We start from the raw sequence: 22,079 nt of genomic DNA on the forward strand, positions 1-22,079 counted from the left end.
GTGGCAAGTTTTTTGCATTTAAAGCCCTTAAATTCAAAGATTATTAACTTTTTTAATATAAAAGTTTTTACAATACGCATACATGGCTGAAGGGGGATATATTACTTAAGGCAGATAAAATGACGATGGCTAACTCGTTAGAATTGCGAGTCCCATTTCTAGATAAAGAGGTTTTTCATCTTGCTTCAAAAATTCCAACAGATATGAAGCTTGCTAATAGAACAACAAAGTATATTCTTCGAAAGGCAGCGGAAGGGATTGTTCCTGAACATATATTAAATAGAAAAAAATTAGGCTTCCCCGTTCCAATTAGAAGCTGGTTAAAAAATGAACTATATGACTGGGCCCTGCTTGTTATTCATGAAAGCGAAACTAATTATTTTATCAATAAGAAGTATGTGCTTCGCCTGCTGTCAGAGCATTGTACCGGAAAGAAGGATAACAGTCGAAAGCTTTGGACGGTGCTGATCTTCATGATCTGGCATCAAGTGTTTATCGAAAAAAAATATAGCTTTAATGATGATGCCTTAAATGGAAATGTTGCAGCTGAATATAAATCGAGAAGACAATAAACTGTGCCTTTGCAATTATCACAATTATAGAAATATTTAAGGAAGCACATATTATTTTAAATACTGCACATACTAAATTTTAAAAAATTTTTTAAGATGTGTATATAATTCAGCAATTGTGTTCAGAATGATTGCTGAGGTGATGATAGAATGAGAGAGGAAGAAACTAAACGTACTTCTCAATCAAAAATTCAACAATTTTTTAGAAAACGTTGGGTATTTCCGGCAATCTACCTAATGAGTGCAGCAGTTATCCTTACAGCGGTTTTATGGTATCAAAGCATCAGCAACAATGTAGCTGAAGACTTACAAAAAGAAAACCAAGGAGAAACAGCGCCAGAAGCAGTAGAAGTAAATACATTAAAAGAGAACGTTGCAATGCCTGCTGTAGATTCTGAAGCTGTCCAAGTTGTTAAAAAGTTCTATGATCCAAATGCTTCAACAGAAGAGCAAGAAGCCGCACTTGTATTCTATAACAATTCCTACAGAATGAACAAAGGAATTGATATTGCAAGAGAAGATCAAAAAGAATTTGATGTTGTTGCATCGCTAAGCGGTACAGTAACAAACGCAACAAAAGACCCAATCCTTGGCCATGTTGTTGAAATTGAGCATGAAAATGATGTCGTAACTGTTTATCAATCATTAGCAGATGTTAGTGTACAAGCTGGTGACAAGGTAGAACAAAACGAAGTAATCGGTAAAGCTGGTAAGAGCCTATACAACGAAGAAGATGGTGTACATGTACACTTCGAAATTCGTCAAAACGGTGTAGCTGTGAACCCAGAATCTTATATGGATAAGCCGGTAACATCCATCGAGGTTACAGAAGAAGAAGCATCTCAAGAGGAAGCTACTGAAGAAGAAGCCACTCAAGAAGACGCTGAAATGAGAGAAGAAGCTCCAAAAGAAGACGCTGAAACAGGTGACCAACCTGCAGAAGAATCTCCAGAAGCAGATAAAGATGCTGAAACAGGAGAAACTGAAGACAGCCAACAATCTAGCGAGCCAGAAACTAAAAATAACACATTAAATTCGTAAGGATAGATCCAATACGAGGTTGAACTCACACAATAATGAGGTCGGCCTCGATTTTTTTTGGGAATTGGAAATTGGAGAGTGGTTCGATTCCTGAGGTTGGTGGTTCAAAAATATTGGTATCTGGTTCATATATATCGCTAGGTGATACAATCATGAAGTAAGAGGTTCAAATCCATTATCCGCTGGTTCAATTCTTAAAGAACGTGATTCAAAAAAATCAGTTAGTAGTTCAAAATAATCATTTATGTGGTTCAATAAAACTCTGAACAAACCTTTCTCCAATTTAGAGCTCAAATCTAACCAGCTAAATTCTCTAAAAAGCATTCATCCTAACTAACCAAAATTTGGAATCCTCCTTATTCATCTCGACAAATTTCTCAGGAAATAATTTAGAAATAAACATTCCCGTTAAAATAATTTCCTGCAAACAATCACCTTAAAATACATTAAATTCAGGCAAAAACTTAATAAATTTATAAAAAAATGAATAAAACCCTTGTCCCTCTTGACTTTTCTTGCATATTCCCTAACCCAAGCTAATAAAATGTTACAAACCTATCAAAGAGAGTGTTTGAGGTGAGGGATCGTGAGTGTATATTTTAATCGCAGTAGCAGGGGCATCATACGATCATCTAAGAGAAAGTCAGCCAAAATGTCTTGGTATGCGAGTCTCATTTCACACTTCTCACATCCATATTAGGGAGGCGAGTGGTGTGCACGATTACATCAAAGAACGCACAATCAAGATTGGGAAGTATATCGTGGAGACAAAGAAAACAGTTCGCGTGATTGCGAAGGAATTTGGCGTTTCCAAAAGTACCGTCCATAAAGATTTAACGGAGAGGCTACCTGAAATTAATCCTGATCTTGCGAATGAGGTAAAGGAGATCCTTGATTACCATAAATCAATTAGGCATCTCCGTGGTGGAGAAGCAACAAAGCTGAAATATAAAAAAGACGAGATTTTAGAAGAGCAGCCAGTAAAATAAAGCGTTTGTATCTGTTTCTTAAGTTTTGGAGGTTTGAGTGTCGTATACTCATTTCTATGCTATTAGCTTCTATTTCATTCTATGTGAATCGACAAATTCCTACATAAACCAGTGAATTTATTTTACAAAATCATACTTTTTTTTTGAATTTATGATACAATATTTAATTAGGTCAGTTATTCTGGGAATGAAGATTTGCAAGGAGGATATAGAGATAATGTTTGCTAGGGATATAGGTATAGATCTTGGTACGGCAAATGTATTGATACATGTTAAAGGAAAAGGCATCGTGCTGAATGAGCCATCGGTTGTTGCATTAGACAAGAACTCAGGAAAGGTTCTTGCTGTTGGTGAAGAAGCCAGACGTATGGTAGGACGTACTCCTGGGAATATCGTTGCGATTCGCCCTTTAAAAGATGGCGTTATTGCAGATTTTGAAGTGACTGAAGCGATGTTAAAGCATTTTATTAATAAACTGAATGTAAAAGGTTTATTGTCTAAACCGCGCATGTTGATTTGCTGTCCGACAAATATTACATCAGTTGAACAAAAGGCGATTAGGGAAGCCGCTGAAAAAAGCGGAGGGAAAAATGTGTTTCTTGAAGAAGAACCAAAAGTAGCAGCGATTGGTGCTGGTATGGATATCTTTCAGCCATATGGGAATATGGTAGTTGATATTGGCGGTGGAACAACTGATGTCGCTGTTTTATCAATGGGCGATATTGTCACCGCCTCTTCAATTAAAATGGCTGGGGACAAGTTTGACCTTGAAATTCTAAATTACATCAAACGTGAGTATAAGATGCTAATTGGCGAACGTACAGCTGAAGACATCAAAATAAATGTTGCAACAGTATTCCCAGGCGGACGTAATGAAGAAATAAGCATACGCGGCCGCGACATGGTTACAGGTTTGCCTAGAACGATTACAGTCAATTCGAAGGAAGTGGAAGATGCCCTTCGTGAGTCTGTTGCTGTTATTGTACAAGCCGCTAAGAGTGTCCTAGAGCGTACTCCTCCAGAGCTTTCAGCTGACATCATCGACCGCGGTGTTATTTTAACTGGCGGTGGAGCATTATTACATGGATTGGATCAGCTTTTAGCAGAAGAGCTTAAAGTACCGGTTCTCGTTGCAGAAGCACCAATGGATTGCGTGGCAATCGGAACAGGTATTATGCTTGATAATATGGATCGCATTTCACGCAAAAAATTAGTTTAATATATTGTTCGATTAAGAGTCTGATTTTCAGACTCTTTTTTTCATAAATGAATCCTTTGTCCTATAGTTTTTTTGTTTTTTCTAAAATATAACAACCATTTCCTGAAAAAATGTAATGAGAAAACAGTTGTACTCCTTTATAATAAATGGTAGGGAATTCTGTCGAAAGAATTCGGATTGTGCGGTAATTTATACAAAGGTGGTGTATGAGATGTTAAGAGGATTATACACAGCAACAGCAGGCATGCTGACACAGCAAAGGCGGACAGAAATGCTTTCAAACAATATGGCGAATGCCAACACACCGGGCTACAAAGCAGATCAATCATCGATTCGCGCCTTTCCGGAAATGCTGTTAAAAAGAATGGAAAATGTTGCAGTCCCTGCCACAGTGGGGTGGTTACATACAGGTGTTTACATACAAGAGCTAAATAGTCATTATCTCCAAGGTGATCTGCGGGAAACGGGCTTAAAGAGTGATGTAGCCCTTGTTGAGCAAAATGTTCCGGTTCATCAAGAAACAAATGTAAAGGGCGCGCTGTTTTTTGCAGTAGAGAATGAATCAGGAGACGAGCGTTATACACGTAATGGACATTTTACTCTTGATGAAAATGGGAGACTGCTTTCAAATGGAAATCAAGTATTATCTGTAACCGGCCAGCCAATTTTCATACAATCTGGTGAGTTTCAAGTGACTGAGGATGGTGATATTTTCGCTGACGGAGAATTTGTTGCACAAATTGATGTCCGCTTTGAAGCAGATGTCCGAAATCTTGTAAAAGAAGGAAACGGCTTATATCGGACGGCAAACAATCAAGCCCTGCCTTCAGCCGCTAATAATGCTGAGATCGAATACAATTTGAAACAAAACTTCCTGGAAGGCTCTACCGTTGATGTTGCAAGAACGTATACAGAGATGATGACTGCATACCGTTCATTTGAAGCAAACCAAAAGGTGCTGCAAGCTTATGACAAAAGTATGGATAAGGCCGTTAATGAAATTGGCCGCTTAAGATAATAGGGGGAACATATCATGTTACGCTCAATGATTACAGCGACGAATACGATGAGCCAGCTGCAAAAACAGCTTGATACAATTGGCCATAACCTGGCAAATATTGATACACAAGGCTTTAAACGGACCGAAACCTCTTTTTCCGAGCTTGTGAGACAGCAAATCGACAACCAGCCAAATGAACAGGATAAAATCGGTCGGTTTGGCGAATTAGGGATTAGGCAAGGAACGGGAGCAAGACTGGGCAGCAGCCTGGCTTTGACGCAAGGAAGCTTGAAGCAAACAGGCAGAGCGCTTGATATTGCTTTTTCAGTTCCAAATCAATTTCTGCAAATCGATGTAGATGGGGAAATTCACTATACAAGGGACGGCGCCTTATATTTATCACCAGCAGTCGATGGGACAAACCGTTTAATGCTTGCCACCGCTGAAGGAAGGCCGGTTCTGGATGAAAATCAAAATCCGATTATGGTTGAGGATACCTTTAAAGAACTTGTCATTTCAGAGGATGGAACAATTACAGCGATCCCGCAAAATGACGGAGATCTCCCGCAGGTCTTCAGTCTCGGCGTTGTCCAAATAGATCGCCCCCAATTGCTTGCCGAAAATGGCAGCAACCGTTACAGGTTAACGGACTTAGGCAATAATCAACAAGGTGATGTTCTCACCTATTTAGAAGGAGCATTGCGTGGGAACGTCTCGTTGAAGCAAGGTTCATTGGAAATGTCCAATGTAGATTTATCAAAGGAACTGACCGATTTAATGATCTCACAGCGGTCCTACCAGATGAATGCAAAATCGATCACAATGGGTGACCAAATGCTTGGATTAATAAATGGTGTAAGATAGGAGTATAGACTATTGGTTGAAAAACAGACGGCAAAAGCAGCTAGTCGAGAAGAAGTGAAAAAAGCCAAAAAGACAAAGGAAAAACAGCAAGAAAAAGTAAAGATCCGTGTCAGATTAATACCGATATGGTTAAGGGTGCTGCTTGTACTCATTTTCATGGTCATCAGCACTATCGTTGGCGTCATTGTAGGATACGGTGTGATCGGAAATGGCGACCCTGCTGACGCACTTGATAAATCAACCTGGCAGCATATCATCGATTTGGTTGAAAAAGAATGACAAGAAGATTATACTTTGCATATAAGGGAAGGTGAATGCCTTCCTTTTGTCGTATACTTATTAATAGGATTTTTTAAAAAACTATTTGTAATTATGAACGCAATTTAAAGTTTGAAATGAGAGGTTGGATGTTGGATTAATAGGAATCGGCGAACCACAGATTCCTTATATTCTAGAAAAAGATGAATTTTATTACTTTCTTTAACCTTAAGACTTTTTCTATAAGTTTTTAAGGTATAAATAGAAGGTATATAAAGGCAATCGGTGAATTGCCGATTGCTTCCAGTCCCCCCTCTCATCTCGACTTCAAGAGTAACTCTCCTTCGAAGTGATTTACTCTATATCGAAATGAAACGACATACAAAAAAATAAAAAATAGTAAGGAGCCATACATATGTTAGATACTCAACAAATAAAAGAAATCATCCCGCATCGCTATCCATTTTTATTAGTTGACCGTGTGTTAGAGGTTGAAGAAGGCAAGCATGCAGTTGGCATAAAAAATGTAACAGCGAATGAAGAGTTTTTTAATGGCCATTTCCCGGACTACCCGGTTATGCCTGGAGTGTTAATTGTTGAAGCACTTGCCCAAGTAGGTGCAGTTGCCATGCTTAAAAAAGAAGAAAACCGCGGCCGCTTAGCATTTTTTGCTGGAATTGATAACTGCCGCTTTAAAAAGCAAGTAAAACCTGGTGATCAATTGCGCCTTGAGGTTGAAATTACACGTGCACGCGGCGCAATTGGAAAAGGAAAAGGAATTGCAACGGTTGATGGAGAAGTCGCATGTGAAGCGGAAATCACGTTTGCACTAGGTGAGAAAAAGGAAGAAGCATAAGAAGCAAAGAGACAAATGGACCATAATCACAGGTCGTTTGTCTCTTTTTTTGCCTATTGTTTGAAAAAGCAATCTCGTTCACCAAGAATCAAATCAAAAAAACAGGGGAACCTAATAAAAGAACATGGCCTCATTCATAATGAAGAAAGGAGCAATACACATGAATAAGAAATGGTTATTAACATTATCTGGCTCACTGCTTGCAGGCATGATTGTAACAGGATGTGCCGATGATGCAGACCCTGCACCACCGGATGAAACACATGACCAGCTTCCTGATGAGAATGGCAATACTCCGTCAGATGAGGGCGGCCAATCTCCAGTTGATGAAAACTTAGATGAAAACATGGACCCTCAAGGTGATGGACAAGAGCAATTAGAACAGGATGCAAGGGAAGATACGAATGGGAATGCCGGTGAAGATACGACAAAAGAAGGCAATCAAGATGCGACTGAAAATGATATAACCGAAGATGATCAAATTAAAGAATAAATGAGAAAAGGGCTGACCGCTTTGGTTGGTCTTTTTTACATTAAGAAAGAAATTGGCAGTGGTCGCTTCTCAGCAAGTTTTCTTTATTTTCAATTTGGTTACCCCGCTAATTTTCTTCTATTTTAACCCCATGAAATTTTAACTTTTTCCATAAATCATTCATAAGTAGGATTCGTAACTGAATATGATGGTGATAAAGGACTTAAAAAGTGTGACAAATAAGCTGTGGAGAAGTTGATTTTTCCGCAAAAAAGAGGTGTAAAAGGTGAAAGATATGAATTATCCTCATGAGCAGCCGGCAACATTCACTAGAATGAAGGCGTATCGACCATTTCATAGCCGCTTTGATCCTTGCCCGCCAATTGGATTAAAGTTTTATTCAACACCGCCTCATTTATATATGGGATTTCAGCCGCCCAACCTTCCGCAGTTTCCGCCTAGGGTTGCCTTGAAAAAGGGTACGCTTTGGCCTGCATTATACGATCCATATGAAAACCCGTATGAAGGAAAAGGGAGGTAGTGAATGTGAAGCAATTACCTGATGAATATTACCACTTGCTTGAGGAAATTCAAGCGATCGACTTTGTCCTTGTCGAACTGACCCTTTATCTTGATACCCATCCAAATGATATGCAGGCTCTTCAGCAATTTAACCAATATGCCTTAAAAAGCAAAGAGTTGAAGCAAGTGTTTGAGTCAAAATTCGGGATGCTGCAAGGCTATGGAAACAGCTTTGCAGATGCAAATTGGAGCTGGGGAACTGCTCCATGGCCATGGCAGGTTTAATATGATAAAGGATCGGTGCTACCCGGTCCTTTCATTACGAAAGGAGACAACAGATCATGTGGGTATATGAAAAGAAGCTTCAATATCCAGTAAAGGTAAGCACATGTAATCCGACTCTTGCGAAATATTTAATTGAACAATACGGCGGTGCAGATGGGGAATTAGCAGCGGCATTGCGTTATTTAAACCAGCGTTATACGATTCCGGGTAAAGTTATAGGCTTATTAAATGATATTGGAACAGAAGAATTTGCTCATCTGGAAATGATTGCAACAATGGTTTATAAATTAACCAAAGATGCTACACCTGAGCAGCTAAAAGCAGCAGGTTTAGGTGAACATTATGTCGATCATGATTCGGCCTTGTTTTATCACAATGCAGCGGGTGTACCATTTACAGCAACTTATATTCAAGCAAAGGGTGACCCAATTGCAGATTTGTATGAAGATATTGCTGCAGAAGAAAAAGCGAGGGCTACATATCAATGGCTTATTAATATTTCAGACGACCCCGATATAAATGATAGTCTTGCCTTTTTAAGAGAACGGGAGATTGTCCATTCACAACGATTTAGAGAGGCAGTCGAAATTTTAAAAGAAGAACGTGATCGTAAGAAGTTCTTTTAAAGGAAATCTCGGAGCGACGGTGCGTTCCGAGATTTTTCTATGGAAACAATAAAAGGATTAACTGTGGACAAGCGCTCACGTATCAGCTCCAAGGCACAGGACGTGTAAATGCAGTAAAGATACGAGGACATCGCTTTTTTGACTGCATCTAGTTCCTATTCGCCTTATGCTTGTCGCCTTGCGCTTTTCTTACAACTTCGTTGATTCTTTCCGCTGATGAACGTTTTCTGAAAATGTTTTAATGAGGGCATCTCCTGATAAGCCCTGCCCCATTAAGGAACGAAGCAGCTGCTCTGGATCATGGATTGGTCTGGATGTTAATAGTCGGCCATCTAATAAAATTGATAAATGATTTTCTAAAGGAGTAATGGTTTTAACCTTTGCCATGATTTGGGCAGGCGCATTTGTCTTTTTCGAAATGGTCACTAGGACTTTCATTTTCTTTTTCGCTTCCGATAGCTTTTCGAAGTAGGTTTGAAACTCTTCTGGAATGAGTGCCTCAATTAACCAGGAGTTCTCTCCATCCTCGAGGTTAATGATTAACCCATCTTCAAGCGGGATCTCTTTGATTGTTTTCTCTTGAACCATATCTTGTTCAATTTTCAAGCCCACAAGCTTAAATGTTTTCATCGCCATCACCCCTGTAAGCAAATTTTTTTATGAAAAAGAAAGTTATTGTACTTAGTTTTATTGTCAAGCTCCGAGACACAGGACGCCTATTTTTAACTGCTAGTGTCTAGTACAAAAAAATTTCTACTCATGCGCTTCCTCTTTTTGTTAAATGAAGTCCTTATTTATTATACCATAGGAATAATTAATGCAAAAAAATGATCGTTACTCAGATAATTTCTTCGTTTTTTCGATGACGGTAATTAACATTTCTTCAATCAGCTTGCGGTTCTTTGGTTTAGCTAGTAAAAGCTGTTGCAGACATGCCAGCATTTTAGGATTCTTAATTAAATAATCAATAACTTGTGGCAGTGAAGGCTCCTCACAATAGTCTCCATATACCTCAAAAAGGTAATCATTTGTTTGTTGCTTCCTTCCAATCAGTTCATCGATGCTAATATTAAATGCATTGCTTAAGGAAAGCAGATAGGATAAGGCGGGCTCTTGGACACCTGTTTCAAGTCGCGTTATAACCGGTCGGGATACATTTATCCTTTCAGCGAGCTGTTCCTGCGACCATCCATTTTGCTCCCGATAATATTTCATATTCATGATAAATGTTTTTAGCTCTCTCATTTAGACCTCCTGCATGTTCTACTACTGAACATCCTGCCAACTGTTCGATAATTAAACGAAAATAGATATTTGGACCTATATTGAGAATAGCGAAAAAATATGAAGAAAGAATGAGATGAGTGTTAAGTTTTTCTTAAAATTCGTCAAATATCACCAAATATCATTATTCGCTTTATACAGTCATCATGAAAAATGACATATAATGACATTGTAAATTATTTGAAATGAGGTTATAAAAAAATGGTTCTATTTAAATTAAAAAGTCTTTATGTCAAACAGAAAAAAAGAGAGTCATTACAGGTTAATGAGACACCAACTGAGGGCGACATCGTATTGAAAATAGCTGATTTTAAAAAAGGCAAACAGAAAGATTACTATTTTCTCGTTCCTACTCAAGCAATCGTTGAAATTCACTATGAAACAATCGATCAAAAAAATTTATTGCGTTTTGTTTTCTATTTAGAACAACGAAATCTATCTATTCAATACTTCACATGGAATGAGGTAGAACAACACTACATAGAAGCACCCCTTAAAAATGAAATAATTCAATCCCATTCCTTCCAAGTCATTCTTCAGAGTATAAGCTATTCAGGCGATCAGCATATTTCATTCATTGTAAATTCAATTCAACGCTTAACAGACTTACCGAACTAACTGAAAAAACAATGAAATTGGCGAAATTTGCGGAAAGAATAAGTGATCATTTTTCAAATTAAAAAAATGTATTAGGTGATAAAAGAGTTTCAGGAGCTGCTAAAAAATCAAAATAAATTTTTACTGATTTTCCCAACAGAGTGAAATCTATTACAATTCATTTGTACATAAAAGGAAAGGAGGGACAAGGTGATCAATCAAATTATTTTAGTAGGTCGTCTAACAAAAGATCCAGAACTTCGCTACACAGCAGATGGATCGCCAGTCGCAAACATCACGTTGGCTGTAAGCCGGCAATTTCGTAATGCAGCAGGTGAAATTGATACAGATTTTGTTAACTGTACACTTTGGAGACGAACAGCAGAAAATACAGCAAACTATTGCCGAAAAGGCTCAATTGTTGGTGTGACAGGAAGAATACAGACACGCAGCTATGAAAATGCTGAACGAACCCGTGTCTACGTCACTGAAGTTGTAGCCGATTCCGTTCGCTTCATGAGCGGCAAACCACGTGAATTAGTAGAGCAAGAAAGCTAGTTCCGCTTTACTCTGTACTAGAAAAAATCAAAAGTACCCCCTTAACTCCTCGAAGATTGAGAGGCTGGTTACTGCTAGATTCCCTCAGCAAGCCAGCCTATTTTTAGGAGAAATAATGGTATAATAGCTAAAAGGAGGTGAAAGAAGGATGGAAGAATTATTAAAAACCTTTATGAGTCAAATGAATCAGCAATTTTTACTTTTAACGAAGGAAATCCACGAAATAAAAGATGGTGTAGCACGTTTAGAAGGAAGAATGGATAAGTTAGAAAGCAAGATGGGACTCCTTGAAGGAAGAATGGACAAGTTAGAAGGCAAGGTTGATTCTTTAGAAGAAAGAATAGAGAAGCTTGAAAAAAGGATAACTGTTTTAGAAGAAAATCAAAATGAATTAAAGCAAACGATCAATCAGCATGCCACAGAATTTAGAAGCCATTTTAAAAAGATTGAGGAAGAGCTTAAACAGCATCGCGAAGCTTTTAATATTTATGCTGCAGATCTAAGCTCAGTAAAAACAAATGTTGAGTATTTAAGTGGGAAAACAGGTGTGCACGATATGAAAATAAACAACATCGAAAAAAGGCTCGAAGTATAATAACCTACTATTCCCACTACCGCTATTTTTTTATATGCTGCTTCAAAATAAAACTTCTCCAGTCATTCCTCAAGAAAATTAGATTCCTACACTTTCAAAAAAATTATTGGTACAATAAGGGAGAGATAAAACAACTATATGAACAATGAGTAGATACATTGGAAAGGTAGATCTTAATGAGATTGTTACGAAATAAGGGACCATTTTATATTCAAGTGAAAAATGAATTGAAAGAGCGGATTATTAAAGGCGTATACCCTAAAAATTCGTTAATCCCACCTGAACCCGAATTAGAAAAGGAGTTTGGCGTTAGTAAAATTACGATACGCAAAGCGGTCGAACAACTGGCGATTGAAGGCTATGTGGAAAAGCATAGCGGTATCGGCACGAAGGTATTGGCGAATCGGGCCGTCTCAAAATTATCGAAAGGGCAGGGGTTTTCAGAATATTTATTATCAACAGGATATACCTTGAAAAAGGGCAATGTAACGATCTCTAAAGTTGATGTATCAGACCATCCCGTTTTGTCTGATCATTTTGAGCAAGAGTGCTATTGTATTGAGCGCATTTATACGTTAAATGATCAGCCATATATTCATTTTACCCACTATATTCCCAATCGTTTTTCACTATCATTAGATCCTGAAATGTTTAAGGATTCCTTGTATGAATTGTTGTATGAAAAAGGCGTTTATTTTAATCGGTTTCAAGATGAATTTGGTGTGGACACACCGAATGAAAAAATCGCCAAATTGTTAAAGATTGACCCGAAGCCGCTATTCCAACGAACCCGCTTTTCTTATGATATCAATGAACAATTAATCGAGTATTCGATCGGCTACTATAATACCGATATTCATAAATATGTCGTTAATCTGAATGTATAGGGTAGAAACATAGTGATTTCTATCCTTCTAGCTGCATGGAATATTTTACATGCAAATTTTCTCATTAAACATTATAACGTTATATTTACTTTATTCTTTTTCTATGTTATCTTTACGTTACATTAAGAAATTATTTTTTATCCCAAAACATTATAACGTTATGATCAATAAAATTGTAAGCGTCTTTAATTGACTATGAAAAAGGTGATATAGATGAAGGATTTTGTATTGCGTCATGTAAAGCGATTAAATGAAGAGGAAATCGATATCGTCATTGAGGACGGAAAAATTGCCCAGGTAATGAAGGCTGGGGATGGTCATGGAGAGCATGTTATCGATTGCTCCGGCCTATATGTATCAAGCGGGTGGATTGATTTACATGTCCATGCCTTTCCGGAATTTGACCCGTACGGTGATGAAATCGACGAAATCGGAGTAAAGCAGGGAGTAACGACTATTGTTGATGCGGGAAGCTGTGGCGCTGATCGTATTGCCGATTTAGCAGCAAGCGGAGAAAAAGCAAAAACGAATGTATATGCCTTTTTGAATATTTCATGTATTGGCTTAGAAAGAGTTGATGAATTATCAAGGTTAGAGTGGATTGATAAAGGGAAGGTTGTACAAGCTGTAAAGGAATATAAGGATATAATTGTTGGCTTAAAGGCACGGATTAGTAAAAGTGTTGTTTGTGAAAATGGTATTGAGCCTTTGAGAATCGCTCGTGCCCTTTCTAGTGAAACAGACTTGCCGATAATGGTTCATATCGGCTCGGGACCGCCAAAAATCGATGATATTATTCCGCTTTTGGAAAAAGGAGATGTCATTACCCATTATCTTAATGGAAAGCAAAACAATCTTTTTGATGAACATGAGAACCCCCGCCAAGTATTAAAAGATGCCATTAAACGCGGTGTTCATTTAGATGTTGGTCATGGTACCGCAAGCTTCTCCTTTAAGGTGGCGGAAGCAGCAAAGCGTCATCATATCGCTTTAAATACTATCAGTACAGATATTTATCGGATGAACCGATTAAAAGGGCCTGTTTACAGTATGGCTAATGTTTTGACGAAATTTCTGTCCTTAGGATATTCGCTTGAAGAGGTTATCGCAGCGGTTACGATCAATGCCGCTAACTGGTTGAAAAAACCGGAGCTTGGCTGGATAAAGGCTGGAGATGTTGCTAATCTGACTCTTTTTGCAGTGGAAAATGAGCCGATTACTTTAATCGATTCAGACGGTGAAAAGCGCGTATCAGATCAACGAATCGAAACTAAAGGAGTGGTTGCAAATGGCGAATTCATTAAATGCTAAATATGGACTTAAACGTGTGATTAATGCAAGTGGAAGAATGAGTATATTAGGTGTTTCAGCTCCAACGGATACGGTAATGGAAGCAATGAAACAAGGAGGTCAAAACTATGTGGAGATTGCAGATTTAGTTGATAAAGCCGGTGATTACGTAGCTAGGATTTTAGGTTCAGAGGCAGCCGTAATCGTAAACTCGGCATCAAGCGGGATTGCCCTTTCTGTTGCCGCAATGGTGACACAAGGAAATCGCCGTAAAAGTGAGCGTCTTCACCAAGAAGAAATTACGAAAAGAGAAATCATCATGCTGAAAGGTCACAACGTACAATACGGAGCACCTGTTGAAACGATGATCTATTTAGGCGGGGGAAAATTAGTTGAGGTAGGCTACGCCAATGAAGGAAAGGCGGAGCATATCGAGGATGCGATATGTGAACATACAGCGGCTATCCTTTACGTCAAATCACACCACGCCGTCCAGAAAAATATGATTTCAGTTGAAGAAGCTTGGGAGGTTGCCAAACGAAATGGTGTTCCACTGATTGTTGATGCGGCAGCAGAAGAAGATCTTCAAAAATATGTGCAATACTCAGACCTGGCAATCTATAGTGGCTCAAAGGCGATTGAAGGACCAACCTCAGGGATTGTGGCCGGTAAACGCAAATACATTGAGTGGCTAAAGGTTCAATTACATGGCATTGGCCGCAGCATGAAGGTCGGAAAAGAATCGGCATTTGGCTTACTTCAAGCGCTTGATGAATACGGCAATAAAGAAGACAAAAGCGAACAAGAGAAAGAAACCTTGCAGACATTAATGACATTGAATGAACTCAATGGCATCAAGGTGACAATTGTCCAGGATGAAGCAGGTCGGGCTATATTCCGGGCGCGTATTCACATTGATCCATACGGGGCACATCTAACCGCAAAAGAAGTGAATACAAGGCTGCGCGAGGGTGACATAGCCATTTACACTCGTGATTATGGTGTGAGACAGGGCTATTTTGATATCGATCCCCGTCCTCTGCAGCATGATGATATTGAGGTAATTGAAGCGAAAATCCGTGAAATTGTAGGGGGTAAATAAGATGGCAAACATAACAAATCGATTTTACAAAGACCGTGTCGCATTAAATGTGCTAGCAAATAGTGTAGAAAATGCAAAAGAGGTATTTGAAGCAGCTGAAGGCTATGTATTAGTCGGTGTTCTTTCAAAGGATTATTCGACAGTGGAAGAAGCAGTTGCCGCAATGAAAGACTACGGTGAGCAAATTGAAGATGCCGTATCGATTGGGTTGGGCGCTGGTGATAACCGTCAGGCAGCTGTAGTAGCTGAGATTGCGAAACACTACCCTGGCAGTCATATCAACCAAGTGTTCCCTTCTGTCGGAGCAACACGCAGCAGCAGGGATGCTTGCCCATACTATAGCGGGTGATACTCCAATGTCAACAGAGCGTGACATCATTCAAGCGATGACTGTATCGCTAGGCGATATACAAAGATAACCATAATTAAAAATAGAGAGACTGCGAGAAAAGGGGAAAAAGCTCCCTTTCTCGCAAAGTGAATGAAAACGTTTACGTACAGGGAGAAGGGGGAAGACCTATGGAATTATATTTGTTAACGATTACCTTGCTGTCAATTGTCATTGTTATTTTAGGTGTCGCATGGTGGAAATGGCATGCGTTCATTAGTTTAACGGTTGCCAGCTTGTTTTTAGCGGTGATGTCCGGATTATCAATGGACAAAATCGTCACTGCTTATGAAACCGGAGTAGGCAGCGTGTTAGGTCATTTAGTCGGAATTTTAGCGTTGGGGACGATTTTAGGAAAGTTGATGTCTGATTCAGGTGCTGGAATGCAAGTAGCGGATTTCTTCATTCGCATCTTTGGTGTAAAAAAATTGCCATGGGCGATGCTGCTTTCAGGCTTTATCATTGGGATCCCAGTATTTTTTGACGTAGGGATTGTCATGCTGCCTCTTGTTATTTCAATCTATCGAACGACAAAGCAAAATATATTACTAATCGCCATACCTGTTCTAGCAGGATTATCCATTGTACATGGCTTGGTACCTCCACACCCTGGAGCTATGACGGCAATCGGCATCTATCAAGCGGATATCGGAAAGGTTCTGATTTATTCACTGATCATTGCGCTGCCAGCTGCAGTTATCGCAGGACCGTTATTTGCAAAGTGGGTGAAAAATCGCGTAATACCAGAAGGTGAGCCAGAGTTAATTCGTGTAAGCAAGATGTCAGAGAAATTGCCAAGTACAGGCATTTCCTTCTTCATCATCTTATTACCGGTAATTTTAATGGTCTTATCCGTTATTGCGCCGTATTTGCCAATACCAAGCGCTGTTCTAAAGTTATTTCTCTTTATTGGAAGTCCTGTCATTGCCCTGTTAATTTCGTGTTTTGCAGCCTTTTACTTCCTTGGGATTCGTCAAGGAATGGATAAAACGTATATTCAGAAGCTTTCAGAAGAATGCTTACTGCCAGTTGGATCGATCATTTTAATCATCGGGGCAGGCGGAGGCTTTAAACAAATCCTTATTGAGAGTGGTGTAGGTACATCGATTGCCCAAATGTCCGAGCATTTCTCCCTCTCACCGATTGTATTGGCGTTTATCGTATCAGGCTTGATCCGCATCGCCACAGGGTCGGCAACAGTCGCCTTAACAACAGCCGCCGGAATCGTTGCGCCAATTATCGAACACATGTCAGGCGTAAACCTGGAATTGCTTGTAATCGCAACAGGCGCTGGATCGCTCATGCTCTCACACGTCAATGATGCGGGATTCTGGATGGTAAAAGAGTACTTGGGCTTAACCGTAAAGGAGACCTTTAAGACTTGGACCGTATTAGAGACGTTGCTTTCGTTTATTGCTTTTGGAACCGTTTTATTGTTTGATTTGTTTATTTAAATGAAATTTTGTTTGGTGAAGCATCGCACTTTCTTTCAAGGACATTTCTTCGTATGGAAAGAGGGGGAGTGTCTTCATCAAGTCGATAAAGGACATTTTACACGTGAGAAAAACGAAAAGTGTCCGTCACAACTTTTCTCTAAAAAGAAACGATTAAAAAGCAGCCTAATGATAACAAATTGGGCTGCTTCCAGTTTTACTTTGAAACCTTCTTTTCAATAAGAGTCACAAGCTTCTCCCACTGTGGGGCTTTTTTATCTTCAGCTTTCTTTCCTTTTTTCTGCTTTGCTGCCATGAGTTGTACCCCTTTAACTCCGAAATTTCCAATTTATAGATTATTTGACAAAATTCAGTGTTCCATCATCTTAAATCGACAACGTAAACAGCTCTTCCAGTTCATCAGATGATAGTTCGGTGATCCAATTTTCACTTTGAATAATTTCATCATTTAACGATTGCTTTTTCTCCAACATTTCATCGATTTTTTCTTCAATGGTACCGGTTGTAATCAGTTTATGGACATGAACAAATCGGTCCTGGCCGATCCGGTATGCACGGTCGGTTGCCTGGTTTTCAACAGCCGGATTCCACCAGCGGTCATAATGGATGACATGATTGGCTGCGGTTAAGTTTAAGCCTGTACCGCCGGCTTTCAACGAAAGGATTAAAAACGGATACTCCTTCTTTTGGAAGGATTCGACCATGCGGTCACGCTCATTCTTCATCACGCTTCCGTTTAGAAAGAGAACCTGTTCCCCGAATTCTTTTTCAAGCAGATCCTTCATCATTTCACCCATGCCAATATATTGTGTGAAGATGAGGCAGCTTTCCTGCTGCTCACGAATCGTTGTCGTTAATTCAATGAGCTTCTCTATTTTATGTGACCGGGTGACGAGCTGCTTTGGCTGCGGCTCTTTTAAATAAAGGGCAGGATGGTTGCAGATTTGCTTCAGCTTGCCGAGCATTTTTAAAATTAATGCCTTCCGCTGCATGCCTGCTAGTGATGTGACCTGTTCAAATGTATCCTTTACAAGCTGCTCATAAAGGGAGGCTTGCTCAACTGATAATGGAACATATTCCTTTTGCTCCTGCTTTTCAGGAAGATTTAAAGCGACATGTTCATCGCGCTTCGTTCTTCTTAATAAAAATGGCTTAATATAACGCTGCAGCTGCTCAATCTGTTCGGTGCTGCGATCCTTTTCAATCGGCAAAACATACCGCTTATGAAAGCTGTGCAGGCTGCCTAAGTATCCGTGATTGAGAAAATCGTAAATCGACCAAAGCTCAGTCAGGCGGTTTTCCATTGGCGTACCGGTTAAGGCGATATGATGACGGCCGCGCAGCTTGCGAATCGCTCGCGACTGCTTCGTATGGGCATTTTTAATGTTTTGCGCTTCATCTAGGCAAATCGTGCTCCATGAAATGGAAGACAGTTCCTCAAAGTCGGAATGTGATAATCCGTATGAAGTAATCACCACATCTGCATCCTTGATCGCTTTCGCAAACTTTTCTTCTTTCGCCCGATTTGGGCCGTAATGCAGCTTAACATTCAGATGTGGGGCAAATTTATCAAATTCCCTTTGCCAGTTTCCAAGCACAGAAGTCGGCGCGATAATCAATGCAGGGTGTTCAGGTTGCTCATGTTTCTTTACATATGAAAAATAGGCGATCATTTGAATCGTCTTTCCAAGCCCCATATCATCGGCTAAGCAGGCACCAAAGGAAACACTTCGTAAAAATAAGAGCCAGTCAACTCCATTTTGCTGATAGGGACGAAGTGTGCCGTGAAATTCGCTTGGAATCTTGTTGGTCGGCAGTTCACTCGTATCTGTCAGCTTTCTAAGCATTCCTCTCATTTGTTGATTCAGCTCGATTTGAATGTTGGCAAATGCCCGGGTATCAAGAACATCATCGTCATCCGAATCAATATCCTTTGCTTGCAGCTCCTGCTGTAAAATATCAGAAAGATGAAGGCCTTCGCGATCAGCTCTTTTTAAGATCGCCTGCACCTGTTTAATGAAGGCAGGGTCAAGTTTAATCCATTGCCCTCTAAAATTAACAAGGCGGCGCTTCTGGGCAACGAGCTCAAGAAACTCCTCTTCACTCATTTCTACTCCGTTTGTGGCAAAACGCCAATTAAAGTCGATCAGAGAATTCATTCCAACAAAGGACTGTCCCCGCGGAGTAGACGATACCTTTGCCTTAAGCATAAGCTGTGATTCCTTAACAACCTGCCACCACGAAGGAAGGAGAATTTCTACCCCCATATTGATCAGTGTTTCACTGGCGTCTGTTAAGAATAACCATGCTTCATCCTCGGTCACAAAGGTTGTTCCTGTTTGAAAGCTCAGCCATGGAACGATTTCCGCGAAACGCTCCTGCTCCCGTTCAATTTTAGCTAAATATGGGCGCCATTTACGCGGCAGCTCGCCTTCCCCTTGAAAGTGAATCATTTCTTCTTCATTGTCTTTACTGCGCAGCAAAATTTCCAGTTGCCAGTCGTCACCATCTATTTCAGGCTCATTTAAGCGGAGGCCGACAGTAAACGGTGTGTCATCGATATTCCAGCCGATTTTTTCGAGAAAATCGGCTTCATCAATAAAATGTCCTTGAAACGTTGTGAGGACTGGATAGGATTGGACGATTTCTGCCCAGGCTTCACGGAGAAGATGATCATGTTCAATTAAATCTGCCAGGGAGGCTGAAAACCATTCCAAGGCAAATCCCTCTAGTTGGTTTTCAGCATCTTTAAAACGGGTAACCCCCTGCTTCCAGCCTTCGAAATCTGGCACATATTGCCCATTGGCAATGAGGTCATAAATCAGGTGGGCGTCGTTTGCCAGCCGCTCTGCATCCTCTGATAGGGTAATCGTTGCAAGCGAATTATAGGTTTCTTTTCCAAGCAGCTCAACCATCATCCATGGCGAAAGCTGCACAGCTGGTATGCCGATATAACTTATGTCCTCAAGCTTTGTTCCGAAAAAAGAGGACTCATGCCATGTGAAAAGGTAGCGGATGAATTCATGCACTTCTAATGGGCTCTCGTCATGTGCCGCTGTGCAATACACATAAAAATGATAATCTTCAATTTGCTCGGCATGAACGACAATATTGACCGTATTAATCATGAATCAGCTTCCCTTTCTTCAGTTCTTCTTTAAAGGCACGAAGGCGTTTATGCTCTTCAGATAAATGAAGAATATAATTTTCCCACACTTCTTCCCTTTTTAACTTTTTGTACTGTGCCTTCATTCGTTTTAAGTAGCGGACAGCCATTTTATAATTTTCTCTGGATTTCATGCTAATTTCCTCTTGAACAGATTTCACATAAAGCGGCAAAAGAATTCCCGGCTCTTTTTTCTCAATTTCCTTTAAAAGATAGGAGTCCATTTCATGAAGCGAAAAGCCTAATAAGGTTTGGAGTTCAATCCATGTTTTATATTCCTCTTTATCCAACAGATAATCATGAAACTCTGCATAACTAAATGGCAGCATGTTGCGGCAGGCTTTTTCAAAAAGCTGATGATCCTTCACGGCATCGCCATATTGTTTGATTAATTGAATCGAATAGCGGATCACCTGCCGTTTTTCTTCAAAAGAGATCTCGCTATTGATGTATTCTGTTGAATGCTCCATCATATAGGAAACCCATCCCGAAAGACGTTTCCAATTTTTCTTTTTTAAAATATCCTCCATCCAATTAAAGGTCAGCGGCAAGGCAGCCGGGGTAAGCTTGCGCAACGTCGCAAAAATGTGCTCATCATGTGACTGGAGAAAATCCATGTGCATTAACGCGATTTCCATTTCTACTGCAGATGGTGATTGATTTTTGTGTTCATGCTCAAGACGCTCTTCTAGCCATTCCCGCTCAATCGAGATGAATTTATCACGCCGTAAAAGCTCAATCCACAGCAATTGATAAAGGTTGACCCGTTCATATTGATAATGCTGGCTTGTATAAAGCAGCTCCCTGAAGCGTTCTATACTATCAACTAACAGCGGATCAAGTGCAAACGGCAGGGCATAGCGTTTCATCTCACGGATCGCAATTTGGACATTATCGATGATTTGATCAATATATGGATAAATAATATGTTGTAACATATAGTCAGTTGGCTTCGTCTCATTAATCAGATGCAATATTTTTAAAAAGACAGTAACAGATGCCTGGACAATAAAAAATTGCTTCATCTCAGGGGATTTAGGTGCCTTTTTCCTAAGATTCGAATAATAATGGTGAAACAGACTTTGGAACAGCTGGTGTTGTGATGGAACCTGCTCTTGCCATTCATCATAGACGCGGTCAAAAAAGGCAATCCAGCTCGCTAAGGATGCATCTTCATAATCCTTTTCAGGCTTTAACAACGAGCTTGCTTTGCGCATATGTTTCAGTACATCATCTACTGGCTTTTCTTCCTTCCATAGGTCAACAAAAGTGCCGACGCGGTCAACACTTGCATATACATAAAGGAAAGCAGCGATCCGATGTCGGCAAATAGTAGTAGAAGGACAAGTGCAGGTGCTCATCATAAAATCGTCTAAATCTAGCTCAACCTGAACACTTGTCACATCCTGTACCTTTGCCGAAACGGTATGACTCGTTGCGCTTACATTATAAATACTGCCTTGTCTATATAAGATGAGTCCTTTTTTTATTAAATTCCGATCCTCCTCATTCTTGGGAGACAGCAATTGTTTAATTTGTTCACCGGCACCAAGCACTAGTTCTTTACTAAGTTCCTGACCTAGCATATGGATATGAACCCCTTTCGAATGAAAACCTAATTCTTCTATTATACCTCAAAACGAAAGGTCTAAAAAGGTTTAGGACGAGAATGAACAGGGGACATAAAAAAGAGAAAGCAATCGAATCGTGTTGTCGAAAGGAACTTTAGTGATGAACATCACGAAAGCATGGAAAAATCAGGCGATTATTATTTGCTTGCATGCTTGCTTGATTGCAAGTATAATAGTCCCATATTGTCTGAAATTGTAAAAAAAGAAAGGGATTTGTAAAATATGAAAGATAGTCAGCTAAAACAAGAAGAGCTGCTGCAAATTCTGTTACGCGCTCATGACAAAGGCGAAAAAACAACGGACATCACAACAACTGAATTACTAGAAGACTTGATCTCACAAATAAAGAAAGTATATGCATCATAAAAAATCCGGGCGCTTTAGGGCGTCCGGATTTTTTGATAAACAAGAAAAACTTCGTCA

The 22,079-nt window shown here is 39.7% G+C and carries 23 protein-coding genes and 3 pseudogenes; 22 read left to right on the top strand and 4 right to left on the bottom strand.

All coding sequences use genetic code 11. The annotated features are described in order from the left end of the window. Positions 1-77: 77 nt before the first annotated feature. The 12 genes and pseudogenes from Q1B07_RS15815 to cotJC all read left to right on the top strand — a co-directional run. Positions 78-572: pseudogene (locus Q1B07_RS15815) on the top strand (asparagine synthase C-terminal domain-containing protein); the annotation flags it as partial. Positions 573-722: 150 nt separating this feature from the next. After that, positions 723-1,613, top strand: coding sequence for a M23 family metallopeptidase (locus Q1B07_RS15820; protein WP_299091906.1), 891 nt, complete (start codon positions 723-725; stop codon positions 1,611-1,613). A gap of 713 nt (positions 1,614-2,326) precedes the next feature. After that, positions 2,327-2,602, top strand: a complete 276-nt coding sequence (gene spoIIID / locus Q1B07_RS15825) for a sporulation transcriptional regulator SpoIIID (RefSeq protein WP_046588600.1) — start codon at positions 2,327-2,329, stop codon at positions 2,600-2,602. Between the two features lie 217 nt (positions 2,603-2,819). Next, positions 2,820-3,821, top strand: coding sequence for a rod shape-determining protein (locus Q1B07_RS15830; protein ID WP_299091908.1), 1,002 nt, complete (start codon positions 2,820-2,822; stop codon positions 3,819-3,821). A gap of 211 nt (positions 3,822-4,032) precedes the next feature. After that, a complete protein-coding gene (locus tag Q1B07_RS15835; protein WP_299091911.1) occupies positions 4,033-4,839 on the top strand; it encodes a flagellar hook-basal body protein in 807 nt (268 codons plus the stop codon). A 15-nt stretch (positions 4,840-4,854) separates the two neighbouring features. After that, positions 4,855-5,685: a flagellar hook-basal body protein gene (locus tag Q1B07_RS15840; protein WP_299091914.1), complete on the top strand. Its 831-nt coding sequence runs from the start codon at positions 4,855-4,857 to the stop codon at positions 5,683-5,685. Positions 5,686-5,697: 12 nt separating this feature from the next. Continuing rightward, the gene (locus Q1B07_RS15845) at positions 5,698-5,964 is read left to right on the top strand and encodes a DNA-directed RNA polymerase subunit beta (RefSeq protein WP_299091917.1); all 267 of its coding nucleotides are present in this window, start codon (positions 5,698-5,700) and stop codon (positions 5,962-5,964) included. Positions 5,965-6,358: 394 nt separating this feature from the next. Beyond that, positions 6,359-6,799 carry a 3-hydroxyacyl-ACP dehydratase FabZ gene (gene fabZ / locus Q1B07_RS15850; RefSeq protein WP_046588608.1) on the top strand — a complete coding sequence of 147 codons (441 nt, stop codon included), beginning with the start codon at positions 6,359-6,361 and terminating at the stop codon, positions 6,797-6,799. 160 nt (positions 6,800-6,959) lie between these two features. After that, entirely contained in the window at positions 6,960-7,292 is a 333-nt protein-coding gene (locus tag Q1B07_RS15855; protein ID WP_299091923.1) for a hypothetical protein, read from the top strand. Positions 7,293-7,566: 274 nt separating this feature from the next. Further along, positions 7,567-7,812, top strand: coding sequence for a spore coat associated protein CotJA (locus tag Q1B07_RS15860; protein WP_299092056.1), 246 nt, complete (start codon positions 7,567-7,569; stop codon positions 7,810-7,812). A 5-nt stretch (positions 7,813-7,817) separates the two neighbouring features. Further along, the gene (locus Q1B07_RS15865; protein WP_299091925.1) at positions 7,818-8,078 is read left to right on the top strand and encodes a spore coat protein CotJB; all 261 of its coding nucleotides are present in this window, start codon (positions 7,818-7,820) and stop codon (positions 8,076-8,078) included. Positions 8,079-8,134: 56 nt separating this feature from the next. Further along, on the top strand, positions 8,135-8,704 hold the full coding sequence (gene cotJC, locus Q1B07_RS15870) for a spore coat protein CotJC (protein WP_299091927.1): 570 nt from the start codon (positions 8,135-8,137) through the stop codon (positions 8,702-8,704). A 189-nt stretch (positions 8,705-8,893) separates the two neighbouring features. Here cotJC and Q1B07_RS15875 read toward each other — a convergent pair whose 3' ends face one another. Then, positions 8,894-9,334, bottom strand: coding sequence for a YwpF family protein (locus Q1B07_RS15875; protein ID WP_299091930.1), 441 nt, complete (start codon positions 9,332-9,334; stop codon positions 8,894-8,896). A gap of 204 nt (positions 9,335-9,538) precedes the next feature. Continuing rightward, positions 9,539-9,949, bottom strand: coding sequence for a helix-turn-helix transcriptional regulator (locus Q1B07_RS15880; RefSeq protein ID WP_299091933.1), 411 nt, complete (start codon positions 9,947-9,949; stop codon positions 9,539-9,541). Between the two features lie 240 nt (positions 9,950-10,189). On the opposite strand from Q1B07_RS15880, the gene Q1B07_RS15885 reads away from it, so the two are divergent. The 9 genes and pseudogenes from Q1B07_RS15885 (at position 10,190) to Q1B07_RS15925 (ending at position 16,859) form a co-directional block, all read left to right on the top strand. Then, a complete protein-coding gene (locus tag Q1B07_RS15885; RefSeq protein WP_299091936.1) occupies positions 10,190-10,606 on the top strand; it encodes a hypothetical protein in 417 nt (138 codons plus the stop codon). Between the two features lie 189 nt (positions 10,607-10,795). Further along, a complete protein-coding gene (gene ssb / locus Q1B07_RS15890; RefSeq protein WP_299091939.1) occupies positions 10,796-11,143 on the top strand; it encodes a single-stranded DNA-binding protein in 348 nt (115 codons plus the stop codon). A gap of 148 nt (positions 11,144-11,291) precedes the next feature. Next, positions 11,292-11,738 carry a hypothetical protein gene (locus Q1B07_RS15895; protein ID WP_299091942.1) on the top strand — a complete coding sequence of 149 codons (447 nt, stop codon included), beginning with the start codon at positions 11,292-11,294 and terminating at the stop codon, positions 11,736-11,738. A gap of 176 nt (positions 11,739-11,914) precedes the next feature. Then, complete coding sequence (locus Q1B07_RS15900) at positions 11,915-12,625, top strand: GntR family transcriptional regulator (RefSeq protein WP_299091945.1); 711 nt, start codon at positions 11,915-11,917, stop codon at positions 12,623-12,625. 213 nt (positions 12,626-12,838) lie between these two features. Continuing rightward, positions 12,839-13,936 carry an amidohydrolase/deacetylase family metallohydrolase gene (locus tag Q1B07_RS15905; protein ID WP_299833047.1) on the top strand — a complete coding sequence of 366 codons (1,098 nt, stop codon included), beginning with the start codon at positions 12,839-12,841 and terminating at the stop codon, positions 13,934-13,936. Continuing rightward, positions 13,914-15,017: a DgaE family pyridoxal phosphate-dependent ammonia lyase gene (locus tag Q1B07_RS15910; protein WP_299091950.1), complete on the top strand. Its 1,104-nt coding sequence runs from the start codon at positions 13,914-13,916 to the stop codon at positions 15,015-15,017. The genes Q1B07_RS15905 and Q1B07_RS15910 overlap by 23 nt, the downstream gene beginning before the upstream one ends. A gap of 1 nt (position 15,018) precedes the next feature. Continuing rightward, positions 15,019-15,336: pseudogene (locus Q1B07_RS15915) on the top strand (KDGP aldolase); the annotation flags it as partial. Further along, a pseudogene (locus Q1B07_RS15920) lies at positions 15,332-15,436 on the top strand (sugar kinase); the annotation flags it as partial. The pseudogenes Q1B07_RS15915 and Q1B07_RS15920, both read left to right, overlap by 5 nt. Positions 15,437-15,536: 100 nt before the next feature. Continuing rightward, positions 15,537-16,859 carry a gluconate:H+ symporter gene (locus Q1B07_RS15925; protein ID WP_299091953.1) on the top strand — a complete coding sequence of 441 codons (1,323 nt, stop codon included), beginning with the start codon at positions 15,537-15,539 and terminating at the stop codon, positions 16,857-16,859. Between the two features lie 365 nt (positions 16,860-17,224). On the opposite strand, the gene Q1B07_RS15930 is transcribed toward Q1B07_RS15925, so the two are convergent. Beyond that, a complete protein-coding gene (locus tag Q1B07_RS15930; protein ID WP_299091955.1) occupies positions 17,225-19,987 on the bottom strand; it encodes a DEAD/DEAH box helicase in 2,763 nt (920 codons plus the stop codon). Continuing rightward, the gene (locus Q1B07_RS15935; protein ID WP_299091957.1) at positions 19,980-21,611 is read right to left on the bottom strand and encodes an SWIM zinc finger domain-containing protein; all 1,632 of its coding nucleotides are present in this window, start codon (positions 21,609-21,611) and stop codon (positions 19,980-19,982) included. Before Q1B07_RS15935 ends, Q1B07_RS15930 begins: the two co-directional genes overlap by 8 nt. 267 nt (positions 21,612-21,878) lie before the next feature. Between Q1B07_RS15935 and Q1B07_RS15940 the strand changes: the two genes are divergently transcribed. Then, positions 21,879-22,022: a hypothetical protein gene (locus Q1B07_RS15940; RefSeq protein ID WP_197089672.1), complete on the top strand. Its 144-nt coding sequence runs from the start codon at positions 21,879-21,881 to the stop codon at positions 22,020-22,022. Positions 22,023-22,079 lie beyond the last annotated feature (57 nt).

The sequence above is a fragment of the uncultured Metabacillus sp. genome (assembly GCF_947503125.1).
In the GTDB taxonomy this organism is placed as follows: domain Bacteria; phylum Bacillota; class Bacilli; order Bacillales; family Bacillaceae; genus Metabacillus.

Excerpts from the sequence above, each read along its gene's own strand:
- Q1B07_RS15900 (WP_299091945.1), top strand. The coding sequence starts at position 11,915 with ATGAGATTGTTACGAAATAAGGGACCATTTTATATTCAAGTGAAAAAT.
- Q1B07_RS15820 (WP_299091906.1), top strand. The coding sequence starts at position 723 with ATGAGAGAGGAAGAAACTAAACGTACTTCTCAATCAAAAATTCAACAA.
- Q1B07_RS15860 (WP_299092056.1), top strand. The coding sequence starts at position 7,567 with ATGAATTATCCTCATGAGCAGCCGGCAACATTCACTAGAATGAAGGCG.
- Q1B07_RS15895 (WP_299091942.1), top strand. The coding sequence starts at position 11,292 with ATGGAAGAATTATTAAAAACCTTTATGAGTCAAATGAATCAGCAATTT.
- cotJC (WP_299091927.1), top strand. The coding sequence starts at position 8,135 with ATGTGGGTATATGAAAAGAAGCTTCAATATCCAGTAAAGGTAAGCACA.
- Q1B07_RS15855 (WP_299091923.1), top strand. The coding sequence starts at position 6,960 with ATGAATAAGAAATGGTTATTAACATTATCTGGCTCACTGCTTGCAGGC.
- Q1B07_RS15840 (WP_299091914.1), top strand. The coding sequence starts at position 4,855 with ATGTTACGCTCAATGATTACAGCGACGAATACGATGAGCCAGCTGCAA.
- Q1B07_RS15935 (WP_299091957.1), bottom strand. The coding sequence starts at position 21,611 with ATGCTAGGTCAGGAACTTAGTAAAGAACTAGTGCTTGGTGCCGGTGAA.
- Q1B07_RS15910 (WP_299091950.1), top strand. The coding sequence starts at position 13,914 with ATGGCGAATTCATTAAATGCTAAATATGGACTTAAACGTGTGATTAAT.
- fabZ (WP_046588608.1), top strand. The coding sequence starts at position 6,359 with ATGTTAGATACTCAACAAATAAAAGAAATCATCCCGCATCGCTATCCA.
- Q1B07_RS15880 (WP_299091933.1), bottom strand. The coding sequence starts at position 9,949 with ATGAGAGAGCTAAAAACATTTATCATGAATATGAAATATTATCGGGAG.
- Q1B07_RS15830 (WP_299091908.1), top strand. The coding sequence starts at position 2,820 with ATGTTTGCTAGGGATATAGGTATAGATCTTGGTACGGCAAATGTATTG.
- Q1B07_RS15940 (WP_197089672.1), top strand. The coding sequence starts at position 21,879 with ATGAAAGATAGTCAGCTAAAACAAGAAGAGCTGCTGCAAATTCTGTTA.
- Q1B07_RS15925 (WP_299091953.1), top strand. The coding sequence starts at position 15,537 with ATGGAATTATATTTGTTAACGATTACCTTGCTGTCAATTGTCATTGTT.
- Q1B07_RS15905 (WP_299833047.1), top strand. The coding sequence starts at position 12,839 with ATGAAGGATTTTGTATTGCGTCATGTAAAGCGATTAAATGAAGAGGAA.
- Q1B07_RS15930 (WP_299091955.1), bottom strand. The coding sequence starts at position 19,987 with ATGATTAATACGGTCAATATTGTCGTTCATGCCGAGCAAATTGAAGAT.
- Q1B07_RS15885 (WP_299091936.1), top strand. The coding sequence starts at position 10,190 with ATGGTTCTATTTAAATTAAAAAGTCTTTATGTCAAACAGAAAAAAAGA.
- Q1B07_RS15875 (WP_299091930.1), bottom strand. The coding sequence starts at position 9,334 with ATGAAAACATTTAAGCTTGTGGGCTTGAAAATTGAACAAGATATGGTT.
- Q1B07_RS15835 (WP_299091911.1), top strand. The coding sequence starts at position 4,033 with ATGTTAAGAGGATTATACACAGCAACAGCAGGCATGCTGACACAGCAA.